General features: G+C 70.0%; 13 protein-coding genes. 3 read left to right on the top strand and 10 right to left on the bottom strand.

What is annotated here, in order from left to right; all coding sequences use genetic code 11:
- The first annotated feature begins 9 nt into the window (after positions 1-9).
- Complete coding sequence (locus MKK67_RS04875; protein ID WP_243962536.1) at positions 10-987, top strand: Gfo/Idh/MocA family protein; 978 nt, start codon at positions 10-12, stop codon at positions 985-987.
- A gap of 357 nt (positions 988-1,344) precedes the next feature.
- Here the strand turns inward: MKK67_RS04875 and MKK67_RS04880 are convergent, their stop codons facing one another.
- Genes MKK67_RS04880 through argJ form a run of 3 tightly spaced genes read right to left on the bottom strand, consistent with a single transcriptional unit; the run spans position 1,345 to position 3,736 of the window.
- Positions 1,345-1,773, bottom strand: coding sequence for a (deoxy)nucleoside triphosphate pyrophosphohydrolase (locus MKK67_RS04880; RefSeq protein ID WP_243962537.1), 429 nt, complete (start codon positions 1,771-1,773; stop codon positions 1,345-1,347).
- Complete coding sequence (locus MKK67_RS04885; RefSeq protein WP_243962538.1) at positions 1,770-2,489, bottom strand: SIMPL domain-containing protein; 720 nt, start codon at positions 2,487-2,489, stop codon at positions 1,770-1,772. Before MKK67_RS04885 ends, MKK67_RS04880 begins: the two co-directional genes overlap by 4 nt.
- A complete protein-coding gene (argJ, locus tag MKK67_RS04890; protein WP_243962539.1) occupies positions 2,486-3,736 on the bottom strand; it encodes a bifunctional glutamate N-acetyltransferase/amino-acid acetyltransferase ArgJ in 1,251 nt (416 codons plus the stop codon). The genes MKK67_RS04885 and argJ overlap by 4 nt, the downstream gene beginning before the upstream one ends.
- Before the next feature lie 230 nt (positions 3,737-3,966).
- Here argJ and MKK67_RS04895 point away from each other — a divergent pair, with 230 nt between their 5' ends.
- The gene (locus MKK67_RS04895) at positions 3,967-4,404 is read left to right on the top strand and encodes a histidine kinase (RefSeq protein ID WP_243962540.1); all 438 of its coding nucleotides are present in this window, start codon (positions 3,967-3,969) and stop codon (positions 4,402-4,404) included.
- Between the two features lie 411 nt (positions 4,405-4,815).
- A complete protein-coding gene (locus tag MKK67_RS04900) occupies positions 4,816-6,819 on the top strand; it encodes a methyl-accepting chemotaxis protein (protein ID WP_243962541.1) in 2,004 nt (667 codons plus the stop codon).
- A gap of 225 nt (positions 6,820-7,044) precedes the next feature.
- Here MKK67_RS04900 and MKK67_RS04905 read toward each other — a convergent pair whose 3' ends face one another.
- From MKK67_RS04905 to MKK67_RS04935, 7 genes are all read right to left on the bottom strand, one after another.
- Positions 7,045-7,851 (bottom strand): TetR/AcrR family transcriptional regulator, encoded by an 807-nt coding sequence (locus MKK67_RS04905; protein WP_243962542.1) that lies wholly within the window; start codon positions 7,849-7,851, stop codon positions 7,045-7,047.
- Positions 7,852-7,945: 94 nt separating this feature from the next.
- Positions 7,946-8,776 carry a pyrroline-5-carboxylate reductase gene (gene proC, locus MKK67_RS04910; protein WP_409568366.1) on the bottom strand — a complete coding sequence of 277 codons (831 nt, stop codon included), beginning with the start codon at positions 8,774-8,776 and terminating at the stop codon, positions 7,946-7,948.
- On the bottom strand, positions 8,773-9,282 hold the full coding sequence (locus MKK67_RS04915) for a YbjN domain-containing protein (protein ID WP_007569163.1): 510 nt from the start codon (positions 9,280-9,282) through the stop codon (positions 8,773-8,775). Before MKK67_RS04915 ends, proC begins: the two co-directional genes overlap by 4 nt.
- 290 nt (positions 9,283-9,572) lie before the next feature.
- A complete protein-coding gene (locus MKK67_RS04920) occupies positions 9,573-9,857 on the bottom strand; it encodes an accessory factor UbiK family protein (protein WP_243951248.1) in 285 nt (94 codons plus the stop codon).
- Between the two features lie 145 nt (positions 9,858-10,002).
- Positions 10,003-10,224, bottom strand: a complete 222-nt coding sequence (locus tag MKK67_RS04925; protein WP_243951246.1) for a hypothetical protein — start codon at positions 10,222-10,224, stop codon at positions 10,003-10,005.
- A 132-nt stretch (positions 10,225-10,356) separates the two neighbouring features.
- Entirely contained in the window at positions 10,357-11,073 is a 717-nt protein-coding gene (locus tag MKK67_RS04930) for a PhoH family protein (RefSeq protein WP_243951244.1), read from the bottom strand.
- Positions 11,074-12,094: 1,021 nt separating this feature from the next.
- On the bottom strand, positions 12,095-14,458 hold the full coding sequence (locus MKK67_RS04935) for an ATP-dependent helicase (RefSeq protein WP_243962543.1): 2,364 nt from the start codon (positions 14,456-14,458) through the stop codon (positions 12,095-12,097).
- Positions 14,459-14,492: the final 34 nt, after the last annotated feature.

Here is a 14,492-nt window from a genome sequence, read left to right on the forward strand (position 1 = left end):
GGACCAGGAATGACCACGACCGACGCGCCGCTCGCCCTCGGGATCATCGGCGCCGGCATCATGGGCGAGCGCCTGATCGCCGCCCTCCACGGGGCGCCGGATTCGCCCGTGCGGGTCGCCGCCCTGTGGGATCCGTCGCCGGAGGCAATGGCCCGGGTCGGCGCGGCCTTCCCGGCGGTGCCGCAGGTCGCCGATTCCGCCGCGGTCGTGGCGGCGAGCGCCTGCGTGTACGTCGCCTCGCCGCCGGCCTCGCATCTCGGCTATGCCCGAGCCGCGCTGGCCGCCGGCCGGACCGTGTTCTGCGAGAAGCCCCTGGCCATCGACCTCGCCGAGGCCCGCGCCTTCGTGGCGTCCGCGGGGGCGGCCGGGGCGGTGAACTTCCCGTTCGCCTCCTCGCCCGGCGTGGCGGCGCTGCAGCGCTGGATCACTGACGGCGCGGTCGGGACGCCCCGGCGGCTCACCATCGCGGTGGCCTTCGCCCGCTGGCCGCGCCCCTGGCAGGCCGACGCGGCGCGCTGGCTCGATGCCCGGGCCGAGGGTGGCTTCACCCGCGAGGTGGTCTCGCACTTCCTGTTCCTCAGCCACCGCCTGTGCGGGCCGCTCCACGGGCTCGCCGGCACGATCGCGTTCCCGAAGCCCGGCCGCTCGGAGCGGGCGATCGACGTGACGCTCACGGCGGGCGACGTCCCGGTCACGCTCACCGGCCAGGTCGGCGGGGTCGCGGAGGACGACCGCAACACCTGGACGCTCGAGGGCGATGCCGGCGCGATCCGCCTGCGCGACTGGGCCATCGCCGAGCGCCGCGCCGCGGACGGGACCTTCGTCCCGGCTCCCGACGCGCTGCCCAACGCGGAGGCCCGCCCGATCGCGCTGCGCCGCCAGCTCGACGGCGTCGCCCGTATGACCCGCGGCGAACCCCACCACCTCGCCACCCTCGCCGAAGCGCTCGCCGTGCAGGAGATGGTGGAGGGGATTCTGGCGCTGTGAGGTTTCAGGCGCCGCCGCCCCGATAGGCCCGGAGAGGCGCCATGTTCGCCAATCCGCACCCCGTCGGCGGATGAGGGCGGAAGCCCGACACGCGCGCCTCTCCCTTTCCCCCCTCGCGGGCTAAGAGGTTCACATATCTCCGTTGAGCACCGCCGCCGGCGAAGCGGCGCGACTTGCCCCCTCTCCCGTGCGGGAGAGGGGACACGTGCCCCGTCCCGGCGCCGGGTCTCCGCAGATCTGTGAAGCCAGTAGCCCGCAGGGGTGAGGAGGCGCGCGCCCTGTACGCACCGGATATCCTGTGCCGTCACCGATTTGCGGCGTGCAAGGACGGCGATAACCCTCCGCTTCAAGCCCGCCTCAGTTTCCCAACAGCTCGACCAGAAACGGGATCAGCGGCGCGTCGGCCGGAGGCATGGCGAGGTCGCGCAGGGCTTTGGGGCGGACCCATTTCAGCGCCTGGCCCTCCATCGAGCGGGGCGTGCCCGACCAGCGGCGGCAGACGTAGAGCGGCATCAGCAGGTGGAAGTCCGGATAGGCGTGGCTGGCGAAGGTCAGGGGCGCCAGGCACGGATCCTCGACCCGGATGCCGAGCTCTTCGGAGAGCTCCCGGATCAAGGTCTCCTCCGGGCGCTCGCCCGCCTCGACCTTGCCGCCGGGAAACTCCCACAGGCCGGCGAGCTGCTTGCCCGCAGGGCGCTCGCTCACCAAGACCCGGCCGTCGACGTCGACCAGCGCCACGGCGACCACCAGCAACAGGCGCAGGGCGGGCGTCTCGGGCCCGCTCACGGCGCCACCGCGAAGGTGGCCGAGACCTCGGAGGAGAGCTGGATCGTGCCGGCCTCGATCGGGACGCGCCGGCCCTTGGCCGCCATCGGGGCCGCGAGGGCGCGGCCGAAGACCGGCGGCGGCGGGACCGCGGCGCCCGGGTTTCCCAGCGTGCAGAGCGGCCCGAGCTTGGCGCCCAAAGCCTCAGCCAGGGCCTCGGCCCGGGTCCGGGCATCGCGGGCCGCCGCGACCTGGAGCGCGGCCTCGGCCTTGTCCGGATCGCGCAGGCCAAAACTCACCCCGTCGATCCGGTTCGCGCCCGAATCGAGGGCCTGGCGCAGCAGGTCGCCGAGGCGGTCCATGTCGGTGAGGCGGACGGTCACGAGGTTGCCGGCCCGGTAGCCGTCGGGCTCCTCGGTGACCAAGCCCCCCGGCCGGGTCACGCTGCGCGAGCCGGCCTGGAGCGTCACCGCGGCGGTGCCGATATCGGCGGGCGGCACGCCCAAGGCGCGCGCCTGCGCCGAGACCCCGGCCACCGCCTTCGAGGCGGCGTCGAGGGCCGCGGCCGGGGTCGTGCCCCGGGCCTCGATCCCGACGGTGATTTCGGCGAAGTCCGGCGCCCGCGTCTCCGCGGCCCGCCCGACCACGCTGATGCGCCGCTTGCACTCCGCATCGTCGGCCCGTGCCCCGATGGGCAGCAGCGCCAGCAGGAGAATCCCCGCGAGACCCGCCCTCACGAGCGGTAATCCCCGTTGATCTCGATGTAGGCCTTGGTCAGGTCGCAGGTCCAGACGCGGGCTTTCCCCTCGCCCAATCCGAGATCGACCCGGATCTCGATCTCCGGCTCGCGCATCACCGCGCTGGCGGCGTCCTCGCTGTAATCCGGGTCGCGGGCGCCCTGGACGGCCACGCGCACGTCGCCGAACCAGATCGCCAGGCGGTCCCGGTCGGCGGGCTCGCCGGCCTTGCCGACCGCCATCACCACCCGGCCCCAATTGGCGTCCTCGCCGGCCACCGCGGTCTTCACCAGCGGCGAGTTGGCGATCGACATGGCGATCCGGTGCGCGGAGGCGTCGCTCTCGGCCCCCGTGACCCGCACGGTGACGAACTTGCGCGCGCCCTCGCCATCCTTGGCGACGAGCTCGGCCAGCTCGATCAGCAGGCTGTCGAGCGCCGCCTTGAAACCGGTGAGACGCGGGTCGGCGGCGTCGGCGATCTCGGCATTGCCGGCCTTGGCGGTGGCAAACAGCAGCAGGGTGTCGGAGGTCGAGGTGTCGCCGTCCACCGTCACGCAGTTGAAGCTGGTCTTGGTGCCCGCCGAGAGCAGCGCCTGGAGCGCGGCCTGGGGCAGGGCGGCGTCGGTGAACACGAAGGCCAGCATCGTCGCCATGTCGGGGGCGATCATGCCGGCGCCCTTGGCGATGCCGTTGATGGTGACGCGCACGCCGTCGATCTCGGCCGTGCGGGTCGCGAGCTTGGGGAAGGTGTCGGTGGTCATGATCGCCCGGGCGGCCTCGGCCCAGGCGGCCGGTCCGTCCGTGGCCCGGGCCGCGCAATCGGCCAGCACGCCCTCGAATCGCTCGGCCGGCAGCGGCTCGCCGATCACCCCGGTGGAGGCAACGTAGACCTCCCGGTCGTGGCAGCCGGCCGCCTGCGCGGCGATCTGCACGGTCTTGGCGACGGCGTCGCGGCCGAGCCGGCCCGTGAAGGCGTTGGCGTTGCCGGAATTGACCACCACGGCTCGGGCCGTGCCGTGCGCCAGGGCCTCGCGGCACCAATCCACCGGCGCCGAGGGGCATTTCGAGCGGGTGAACACCCCGGCCGCGCGGGTGCCGGCGGCGAGGTCGACATAGAGCACGTCGGTCCGGCCGCTGTAGCGGATGCCGGCCTGGGCGGTGGCGATTCGCACCCCCGGCAGCGGCGGCAGCTCCGGCACCGCGCGCGGCGCCAGCGGGGAGACGGGCGGGGATTTCGCGGACGACATCGGCTGAAAGCTCCGGCAGCGCGCGGGGCCTCCCGCGGCGGCCCGGTGTTGCCCGCGCGACCCCGGCGCCGTCAACCATACGCCTCCGCCCTGCCCAAGCAGAAGGCTGCATGCGTTTTGAGCAGAAACGGCGCCGAATGCGGCGTCTTCGCGGTCTCAGGCTTGCGCGAGCCTTGGTTCCCGGCATAGCATGCTGCATCGCAATGCCAGAGCGAGGTCGAGTGCGGACGATGCCCACAACCGACGTCGAGACGGCCTCGAGCAGGCTGCCCCAGGGCGTCTGCTACCGGATTCAGGTGCTCGTCGTCGGCCGCCACAAGCGCTGGCGCGACGAGATCTCCGCCGAGATCCGAATGCTGGGCTACCAGGTCACCGCCTGCGACCGGGGCGTCGATGCCATGACGGTTCTGGCGCTCGGGCTCCCCGTGGACGTGATGGTGGTGGATGCCGCGCTGCAGGGCGGCGGCCTGTGCTGCGCGCAACTCGCGGTCGAGGCGCGGGCCCTGCGCCCGGGCCTGCGCATCGTCCTCTCCAGCGATCCGTTCGACCCGCCGGAGCAGGAGGCCTCGGTGCTGGTCCCGGACGCGCTGTTCATCCAGCGCGAGCAGTTCCAGAACGGCATGGTCGCGACCCTGATGCGCGAAGCGCTGGCGAATCGCGTGGCCTGAGAGCCTTTTTGGGCCGAGCTCGAGACAACGGCTTGAGAGCCTGTGAGACGAGTCCTTCCCATTCTCGACCTCATCTAAGGCAATTGCGCAGCAGCTGAGGCTGAGGGGAAAGGCCGGGACATCGGTTGAGCCGCAGCCGCCTCGACCGAATCGGCCGGAATCATGCCGCCGCGCCGCAGGCAGGGGGATTGAGATCTCATCGCCGCGATTGCGGCTCCTGCCCGGAGCCGGTATTCATTTGCGGCCCTCGAACCAGTCCATCATCGCGTAATCGTCGCTCGATGTCTTGATCGGAAGCTTGTTTTCGAAAAATCTACTTCGAAAAACTGATCGCTTTTTGACATATTGGCGTCATCGAGCGGATTTCTAAGGGCGACGTGCCTGTCGATGGCACGGCCTTGTATGAGTCAGATGTTCGTGAAACTGGGAATCCGCTACCGGCTCTATGCCGGCTTCGCCCTGCTCGTGCTGATTGCCGCCGGCATCGGCGTGTTCTCGCTCTACCAGCAGAGCGTTCTCAACGAGCAATACGCGCTGCGCTCTCGTTTCGAAGCGAGCGCGCGGGCGATCCTCACGATCAGCAACCTGGCGGCTCGCCTGACGGCGGCGGCCGAATACTACCGTCTCGACCCGGATCCCAAGCAGATCACCGAGATGGAGCAGACGCGGGCTGCGATCGAGGAGATGAGCGACTCGTATGTCGCGCGCGCACTGAGTGAAGATCGGCGCAAGCTCTACCGGGAGATGCGGGACGACGCCCGGGCTCTGAAGCCGGAGCTGGAGCGTCTCACGGCGGCGGGCGGCGACCTGGGCCGAGCCAAGATCGACATGTTCAAGGCCGGCGACGGGCTCACCCGCGCGACGGAGGCCCTGATCGGCGGCGTGCGAGCCCGCGCCGACGACGGCCTCCTCGTCCGCGCCCAGGCCATCGAGAACGCCATGCTGCATGCCCGGCTCGCCGCCGCACGCCTCACGATCCGGATGGGGGCAGAGGATCGTGCCGCGTTCCCGCCCAGCATCGACCGGGCCCGCACCGTCCTGGAGGCGTTCCGGAAGGGCGAAAGCGGAGCGATCTTCGCAGAGCAGGCCAAGGTCGTCGGCGAGGCGCTGGAAGCCTATGCCCGCGATATCGGAGCGTATGACACAGCGTTCGGCGCGTCGAAGGCGGTGCTGGAGACGGGGATCAAGCCGCTCTCCGACAAGATCGAGCGCACCACCGCGACGGTGCGCGAGAAGGTCCTGGCCATCGTCGCCCAACTGTCGGACGCGACCGCGTCCACGGTGGCGAGCGTCGAGCGTGTGCAGATCGCGATGATCGGCTTGGCCGTCATCCTCGGCGGTCTGCTGGCCTTCCTGACCGCTCGCAGCATCATCCGGCCGATCATCGGCACGACGAACGCGATGAAGCGCTTGGCCGAGGGCGACACCACGATCGCGGTGCCGTTGCCGGAGGTCCGCGACGAGATGCATCAGATGGCCGAGGCGGTGGACGTCTTTCGCCAGAACGCCATCGCCCGGGCGGATCTGGAGGCCGCCCAGGCCGCCGCGCAGGCAGCCCGCTTGAGCCGGGCCGAGCGGGTCGACCAGCTGGTCAAGGCCTTCGAGCGGAACGTCGCCGCCTCCCTCGACGTCGTCACCGGAGCCGCCACCGAACTCGATGCGACGGCGCGCTCGATGACCCATGTCGCCGACGACACAAACAATCAGGCCGTCGCATCCAGTGCGGCCGCGGAACAGGCCTCGACCAACGTCCAGACCGTGGCGGCGGCGGCCGAGGAGATGGTCGCCTCGTTGCAGGAGATCGAGCGGCAGGTGATCCGCTCGAACGAGGTCGCCGGCCACGCCGCCCACGAGGCCGAGGCGAGCAACGCCGCCATGGCTAGCCTGCGGCTCGCGGCCGAGCAGATCGGCGCGGCGGTGACGACGATCTCAGGCATCGCCGGGCAAACCAATCTCCTGGCGCTCAACGCGACCATCGAGGCGGCCCGGGCCGGCGAGGCCGGGCGCGGCTTCGCCGTCGTCGCGTCCGAAGTGAAGGAGCTGGCTGGCCAGACCGCCCAGGCGACGGAAGAGATCGGCGGCCAGATCGCGGCGATCCAGGCGGCCACCGGTCAGGCGGCGGACGCGATCGAGCAGATCGCCCGCACGATCGCGGCGGTGAACGAGATCAGCGGCTCGATCGCCTCGACGGTGGTTCAGCAGACGGCGGCCACCAGCGAGATCTCGCGCAACGCTGGCGAGGCGGCCCGGGGTACCCGGGACGTGTCGGCCAACGTCGCCCAGGTGCTCGCCTCGTCCAGCGAGACCGGCAGCGCCGCCACGCAGGTGCTGAACGCGGCTTCCCAGCTGGCGACGCAATCCCAGAAAGTCCGCCAGGAGGTCGATGGCTTCCTGCGGGATATTCAGGCGGCCTGACGCGCCAGTGTCGGAGGTGGGGGACGGCGCGCCCATCCTGCTGGGTCTATCCCTCCCTCCACCTCATCCTGAGGTGCGTCCGCGCAGCGGACGCCTCGAAGGAGCTCTCCAGGAAACGCGCGATCTCTGGAGGGCTCCTTCGAGGCCCGCTAACGCGTGCACCTCAGGATGAGGGGAGAGATGGGATAGGCGTGGGGGCCGCGGAGACGCGTCGTGTCCTAAGCGTTAAATCGCTGCTGCGGGATCCGTCTCGTCGCCGTCGGGCTCGCGGCGTCTGCGGGGGCGGCGGTCGAGGAGCGAGCGTCCCAGGGCGCGCAGCGGCGCGGTCAGCCGCCGGGCATCCTCGGCGCGCTCCATCAGGCGCTCGCCCTTGCGGATCTCCTTGTCGAGCTTGGCCATCGTCCGGGCGAGGGCCGGATCGTCGTCGTCCAGCCAGACCTGGGTGACGCGGGCGAAGGCGATCACCACGCCCTGAAGCTTGAGCTGGCCCAGCGGCCCCTCGGTGTCGATCCCGGCCGCCGCCAGCATGTAACGGTGGGAATTCAGCATCACGCCGTTCAGGGCCAGCATCGACAGCGGCTCGCCGCGCAGCGCGTAGGCGATCCGGCGGAGCGCCGGCTTGTAGGGCGTCATCGCGTCGAGCCGGCGCATCAGCACGTCGAACAGGCGCTCGCGGGTCGGCTCCTCTTCGAGGCCGGCGCTGTCGCCCTCCAGCACCTTGCGGTCGATGATCCGGGTGAGGCCGCCGAGCACCGCGCCCTTTGAGGGGAACAGGTCGCGCAACTCGGCAAGCGACAGGCCGGCCTCGCGGGCGATGTCGCCGATCTCGATGTCGTTCCAGGGCTGCTCGGCGGCGAGCCGCATCAGCGCTTCGACCGCGGCCTCCCGGGGCGGCAGCTTCGGCGGGCTCTCGGCCTGGGCCGGCGACTCCGGGGTCGGCGTCTCCCGGGCCGGCCCGGCCTGGGTCGCGTCGTCCTGCACGGCACCCGCAGCCTTGCGGGTGCGCTTCGACGGGGCTCTGCTGTCGGTCATGGGTCTGTCGCCCGCTCCTGTCGGTCGTCCGAGCCTCATGTAGGGATGTGGGCGGCGATGGGCAGACCCGTCGCGCGGCGATGCCGCACGGATGTCAGCCGGCGAGTTCGGCCGCCCGGCGTTTGGCCGCCGTCACGGCCTCACGCATCAGAGGCGTCAATCCGTCCGGGCGCATCAGCACGTCGAGGGCCGCCGCCGTGGTCCCGCCCGGGGAGGTGACGTTGCGGCGCAGGTCGGCGGCTTCTTCCGGGCTGGCGTCGAGGAGTGCTCCGGCGCCCGCGACCGTGGCCCGTGCCAGAGTCCGCGCCACCGCCGGCTCGAGCCCAGCGGCGATCCCGGCCTCGGACAGGGCCTCGACCAGAAGGAAGACGTAAGCCGGCCCGGAGCCCGAGACCGCGGTCACGGCGTCGATCTGCCCCTCGTCGGCGAGCCAGGCCACCGTGCCGTTGGCGGAGAACAGGGCATCGGCCGCGTCGCGCTGGGCCGGCGTCACCTCGGGGCTCGCGCAGGCGCCGGTGGCACCCCGGCCGATGCTCGCCGGCAGGTTCGGCATGGCCCGGACCACAGCGCGGGCCCGGGGCAGCCGGGTGCGCAGGTCGGCGATGGTCTTGCCCGCCAGGATCGACACCAGCAGCGTGTCGGGGCCGACGAGCCGATCGAGTCCTGGGGCTGCCGTTTCCAGACCCTGCGGCTTGATCGCCAGGACCAACACCGCCCCGGGGTCGGGATCCGTCGGATTGAGTCGGATGCCGCTTTGCGCGCACAGGTCCACGATCGCGCGGGCGGGCACCGGGTCGACGATCGTGGTGGAAAGGGGGTCGAGGCCGGCATCGAGCCAGCCCGCCAGCATCGCGCCGCCCATCTTGCCGGCCCCGGCGAGAACCAGGGAGGCCGGCATCCGTGCCGCGTTCGGGGCCGCCGTCACGCCTCGCCTTCGGTCTCGAACAGCACGGCGTCCAGCGCCTCCCGGGCGCTCTTGCCGGCCCAGAGCACGAACTGGAACGCCTGGAAGTAGCGCTCGCAGGCATCCACGGCGGTCTTCATCATGGTGGCGCATTGCGGATGGGTCGGCACCGCGCCGCCGGCCAGCAGCAGGGCGTGCCGGAACATCACCACGCTGTCGCTCGACCACAGGTCGAAATGGCCGATCCAGAGCTGCTCGTTGATCATCGCGATCAGCCGAAGCACCTCGGTCCGCTGCCGCTCCGGCACCTTGAGGTCGAAGGCGCAGGCCACGTGCAGGGCCTCCACGTCCTCGATCCAGGTGAAGGCGACATGGTAGTCGGTCCAGCGGCCGGGGCTTGTGATCGACATCTCGTCGGTCTCGGCCCGGTCGAAGATCCAGTCGCGCAGGGACGCCAGACGCTCGACGACGTCGAGCGGATGCTCGTTCCGGTCAGGGTCGTGGAAGTCGACGTGGAGAAGCGGCATGACGATCCAAAAGGACGGTCCGGAATCGATCCAGCCCGACGTGACGGGGACGCGCGAGAGAGTGTGAGAACACTCCGAGAACTTGATACGACCGTCAGAGACGGGCCGGGGGTGACGCGATCGACTGTCGAAGCTCCGCGGACATCGCCCCGCAGCGGTCGAATCACCCTATGCCCGACTATAGACCGGCCGTGACTCGCGACACAAAGTGCAGGTCACGCTCGGTGAACAGGAAACGAAATCATCCGTCGTGCTTCCTGTGCAAAAGCCTGATGCGTTGCCGCGCGGACTCAGATCGCTTCGCTGAGCCCCGCGGCGCCGGCCCCGGCGGTGCCGGATTTCGCCTCAAGGGCGGCCACCCGGGCGGTGAGCGCCTCGTTCTGGGTCCGGAGATTGGTGACCAGATCGCGCAGCACGTCGAGCTCCTCGCGGGAGGCGATGTCGAGATCGCGGACGAGGCGCTCGACCTGCGCCTTGACCACGGTCTCGGCCTCGCGGCGCACGCCCTGGGCGGCGCCGGCCGCGTCGGTCATCAGGCGGGCGAGATCGTCGAACAGTCGGTTCGAGGGGGGCATCGTGGTCTCCCGGATCGGCCGGCTGCCGCTTCGGCCGCCTGACTGCGCGATTCAGGGTGACGAGATAGGAATCTGCGGGGTGCGGAGCAACGCCCAAAGCGATCCGCACAAGGAAACGGGGCCCGAAGGCCCCGCATCTTGAACATCACATCCGGTGCATGCCGCGGTGATGCATGCGCCGATGCATCATCCGGCGGTGCATGCGCCGATGCATCATGCGCCGCTCCATCGGGTGCATGCGGACCTGCGTGACGGAGTCGGGTGCAGAGATCCCCGAGGGCAGGCCGGGGGCGGCGCTGGCGGGCTGGACGAGGGCGGCGCCGCCGATCGAGGCCAGCACGGCAAAGGCGAAGGTCAGTTTCCTCACGAGGAGACTCCAATTCTCTGGTAGCCGGGCGTGAAGCCCGGTTCATCCTCCCAAACGGGAGGTTCGGAGAGTCGTCTCGTGCCGGTGAAGGCACGGCGGACCCGTGAGGGTCCGCCGCCAACAACTTCTGGATTAGAGATTCGTTTCCTCGAACGCCTTCACCCATTCGGCGCAGATGCCGGAGCGGACGATGTCGTCGCGGGTGAACTCGACCACCGGGATCGGCATCATCCGGCTCTTGATCAGGTGCATCACCGTGCGCAGGCCCGAGGTCTCGCGCAGGTCGGTCTGGGAGACGTCGCCGTTGATGATGACCTGGCAATCGTCGCCGATCCGGGTCAGGAACATCTTGATCTCGGCCGTGGTGGTGTTCTGCGCCTCGTCGAGGATCACCAGGCAGTTCTTGAAGGTGCGGCCGCGCATCACCTCGAACGGCACGATCTCGATATCGCCGGTCTTGAGCGCGATCTCGAAGGCGGCCTGGCCCATCCGCTCCTTCATGGCCTCGGTGAGCGGGGCGACCCAGGGGGCGATCTTCTCTTCCAGGGTGCCGGGGAAGAAGCCCAGCGAGCGGCCCGAGGGCACGTTCGGGCGGGTGATCACGACCTTGGAGATGCGGCGCTGGCGGAGCTGGTCGGCGGCGCGGGTCCCGGCGATGTAGGTCTTGCCGGTGCCGGCGGGGCCAAGGACGATCACCTGGGCGGAGCTGGCCAGGGCGTCGAGATATTCGGCCTGGCGGTCGGTGAGGGGTTGGATGGGGCTGAGGTTGCGCTCTTCGTCGAAGCGGGTGCGGTGAATACGGGGCGTGCGGTCTTCAACCAGTTCAAGTCGTGTGCGGCGTCGCTTCATGGATCAACACTCCAACGGGACTTGCCAACCTGGATCTGTCGATGAACTGCCGTTTACCTAACTGCTCCCGGATCTACTCTATTGCGAAACTAATTCCGGCGCCATGCCGAAGGTTCCGCCCCGTGCTATTCGCCTGTGGAGAGCGTCACGCCGCTTCGCCCGGGGTCGAATACGCAGTGCAAGCGGCGCACCAACGTGATTCGCACCCGACGATTGCGCGGCAGGTGTGACCAGGGGGTGACGATTGGTGCTGCGGTGCGGAAAAAGCCGCGACCCTGGCAAGATGGCATCAGGCCGATGACCGGGGATACGGGCGGGCGCAGCATCCGGCACGACCTCGCTTCCCTCACAGATCGGCCGGTGGACGGTGGACCGCGCTCTCCCCTTCCCAGTGGCGACGGACGATACGGGGTTGTGGTTGTTTCGTGAGCCGTAGAAGGCGCAGGTCCCCTCTCCCGTGCGGGCTTGGGGCTACACAGGTTGGAAGATTCATCTCCCGAGGATTGATACTCCATACCTGAGAACCCGCGCCGTCATTCCGGGGCGCCGCAGGCGAGCCCGGAATCCAGAAAGGCCGTCGGTGCAAGAGGTTGGCACGTTGGCGTCTCTGGATCCCGGGCTCCGCTGCGCGGCCCCGGGATGACGGTGCGTGGCGGCATCGGTCAAGCCTTCGCTTGAAGAACAAGACTGAGCTTTCCGCGCCGGGGAGAGATGAAAGTTCTAACCTGTGTAACCCGTAGCCCGTGCGGGAGAGGGACAGGGTGAGGGATGCGACCTCTCCGGAAGACCCTGGTCCCTCACCCCAACCCTCTCCCGCACGGGAGAGGGGGCGCGTCGCGGCTTTCGCTAGCCGAGGTGTGAACATCGTAGCTCTGCGGGGGAGGGAGAGCGCGTGTCTGCCGCGATGCGACGTCTCTTGTCGCCGAGAAGGATCCGGACTGCGATGCGTGACTCCGCAAGCCCGCACGGGCGAAGCCGGCCGACCCTGCCACCCTGGAACGTCCGGGCTTGATCGGCGGGACTAGCTTGATCCAGCCTGGATGAAGCTGTCGAGAACCATCTTCCGGCCGGCTTTGTCGAAGTCGACGGTGAGCTTGTTGCCGTCGACGCCGGCGACGGTTCCGGGGCCGAACTTCATGTGGAAGACCCGCTGGCCGTCCTGGAACGCGGAGGGCGCGCCGGTCGATTTGGCGATCAGCTCGCCCTCGATCTGGCGCGGGCCGCCGGCCCGGCCGCCGGGCCCGTTGCCGAAGCCGGACCGGTTGCCGGCGCCCGCGGCGGTGTTGGCCTGGGCGCGCTGCCAGCCGGGCGTGCCGTAGCTCGATCCGAACGGCGTCGGGTTGCGGTCGAACCGGGAGGCGCCGGCCGAGAAATGCGCGGGCGCCTCGACCACGTCGACGGCGGTCTCCGGCAATTCGTCGATGAACCGGGACGGGATGGTCGAGGACCACAGGCCGTGGATCCGCCGGTTGACCGCGAAGGACAGCTTGGCCCGCTTGCGTGCCCGGGTCAGCCCCACATGGGCGAGGCGCCGCTCTTCTTCCAATCCGGCCCGGCCGCTCTCGTCCAGCGCCCGCTGGTTGGGGAACAGGCCGTCCTCCCAGCCCGGCAGGAACACGGTGTCGAATTCCAGGCCCTTGGCGGCGTGGAGCGTCATCAGCGAGACGCGCTCGGCGCCCTCGGCCTCGGAGGCCTCCATCACCAGGGAAACGTGCTCCAGGAAGGCCGCCATGTCGGGGAACTCTTCCATCGAGCGGACGAATTCCTTCAGGTTCTCCAGGCGGCCGGCAGCGTCGGCGGACCGATCCTTCTGCCACATCTCGGTGTAGCCGGATTCCTCCAGGATGGTCTGGGCGACCTCGCTGTGCGGCTGTGTCTCGATGAGCCGAGCCCATCGCGAAAAGCTCTCGGTGAGCGCCCGCAGGGTCGCGCGGACCCGGGGCTTCAGCTCGTCGGTCTCGCACAGGCGCTGGGCGGCGATCAGCAGCGGCAGGCGGTTGGCCCGGCCGTAGGTGTGGAGCTGCTGCAGGGTGGCGTCGCCCAGGCCGCGCTTGGGCGTGTTCACGATCCGCTCGAAGGCGAGGTCGTCGCTGACATTCATGGTGACGCGCAGATAGGCCAGCGCGTCGCGGATCTCGGCCCGCTCGTAGAAGCGCGGGCCGCCGATCACCCGGTAGGGCAGGCCGAGCTGGACGAAGCGATCCTCGATCTCGCGCATCTGCGCCGAGATCCGCACCAGCACGGCAATCTCCGACAGGGGATGCTGCTTGGCCTGGAGCGACTCGATCGCCTCGGCGAGCTGGCGCGCCTCCTCCTCGGAATCCCAGGCGCCGGTGACGGTGACGCGCTCGCCCGGCTCGTCCTCGGTGCGCAGGGTCTTGCCGAGCCGGCTCTCGTTCTTGGCGATCAGACCCGAGGCGGCGGCCAGGATATGGCCGGTGGAGCGGTAGTTGCGCTCCAGGCGCACCACCACGGCGCCCGGGAAATCGTGCTCGAAGCGCAGGATGTTGTCGACCTCGGCGCCGCGCCAGCCGTAGATCGACTGGTCGTCATCGCCCACGCACGCGATGTTTTTTCGACTTTGGGCGAGCAGCCGCAGCCACAGGTACTGGGCGACGTTCGTATCCTGGTATTCGTCCACCAGGATGTAGCGGAACCGGTCCTGGTAATTGGCCAGGATGTCCGGGTTCTCGCGCCATAGCTTGAGGCAGAGCAGCAAAAGATCGCCGAAATCGACGGCGTTCAGCGTCGCGAGCCGGGCCTGGTAGGCGGTGTAGAGCGCGCCGCCCTTGCCGAACGCGAAGGACGAGGCCTCGCCCGGCGGCACCTGCTCGGGCGAGAGGCCGCGGTTCTTCCAGCCGTCGATGGTGTGGGCGAGCGCCCGGGCCGGCCAGCGCTTCTCGTCGATGTTCTGGTCGGCGATAACCTGCTTCATCAGGCGCAGCTGGTCGTCGGTGCCGAGGATCGTGAAGTCGGATTTCAGCCCGACCAGCTCGGCATGGCGGCGCAGGATCTTGGTGCCGATGGCGTGGAAGGTGCCGAGCCAGGGCATGCCCTCACCGGCCGGGCCGATCAGCGCGCCGATCCGCAGCTTCATCTCGCGGGCGGCCTTGTTGGTGAAGGTCACCGACAGGATGTCGTAGGGGCGGGCGCGGCCGGTTGCGATCAGGTGGGCGATCCGGGTGGTCAGCACCCGGGTCTTGCCGGTGCCGGCGCCGGCGAGCACCAGCACCGGGCCTTCCGTCGCCTCGACGGCGCGGCGCTGCTCGGGGTTGAGCCCTTCGAGATAGGCGGCGGCGTCCCGCCGGAGGGCGCCCATGGCGCGGGCGGCGATGGAGGTTGGAGCGCCGTCCCCGGCGGGCTGCGCGTGCGGGCCATTCTGCATTCCGCTTCCCTGGACCAAATCGCGAACGGCGTCG

It is taken from the genome of Methylobacterium sp. J-072, assembly GCF_022829425.1.
GTDB lineage: Bacteria > Pseudomonadota > Alphaproteobacteria > Rhizobiales > Beijerinckiaceae > Methylobacterium.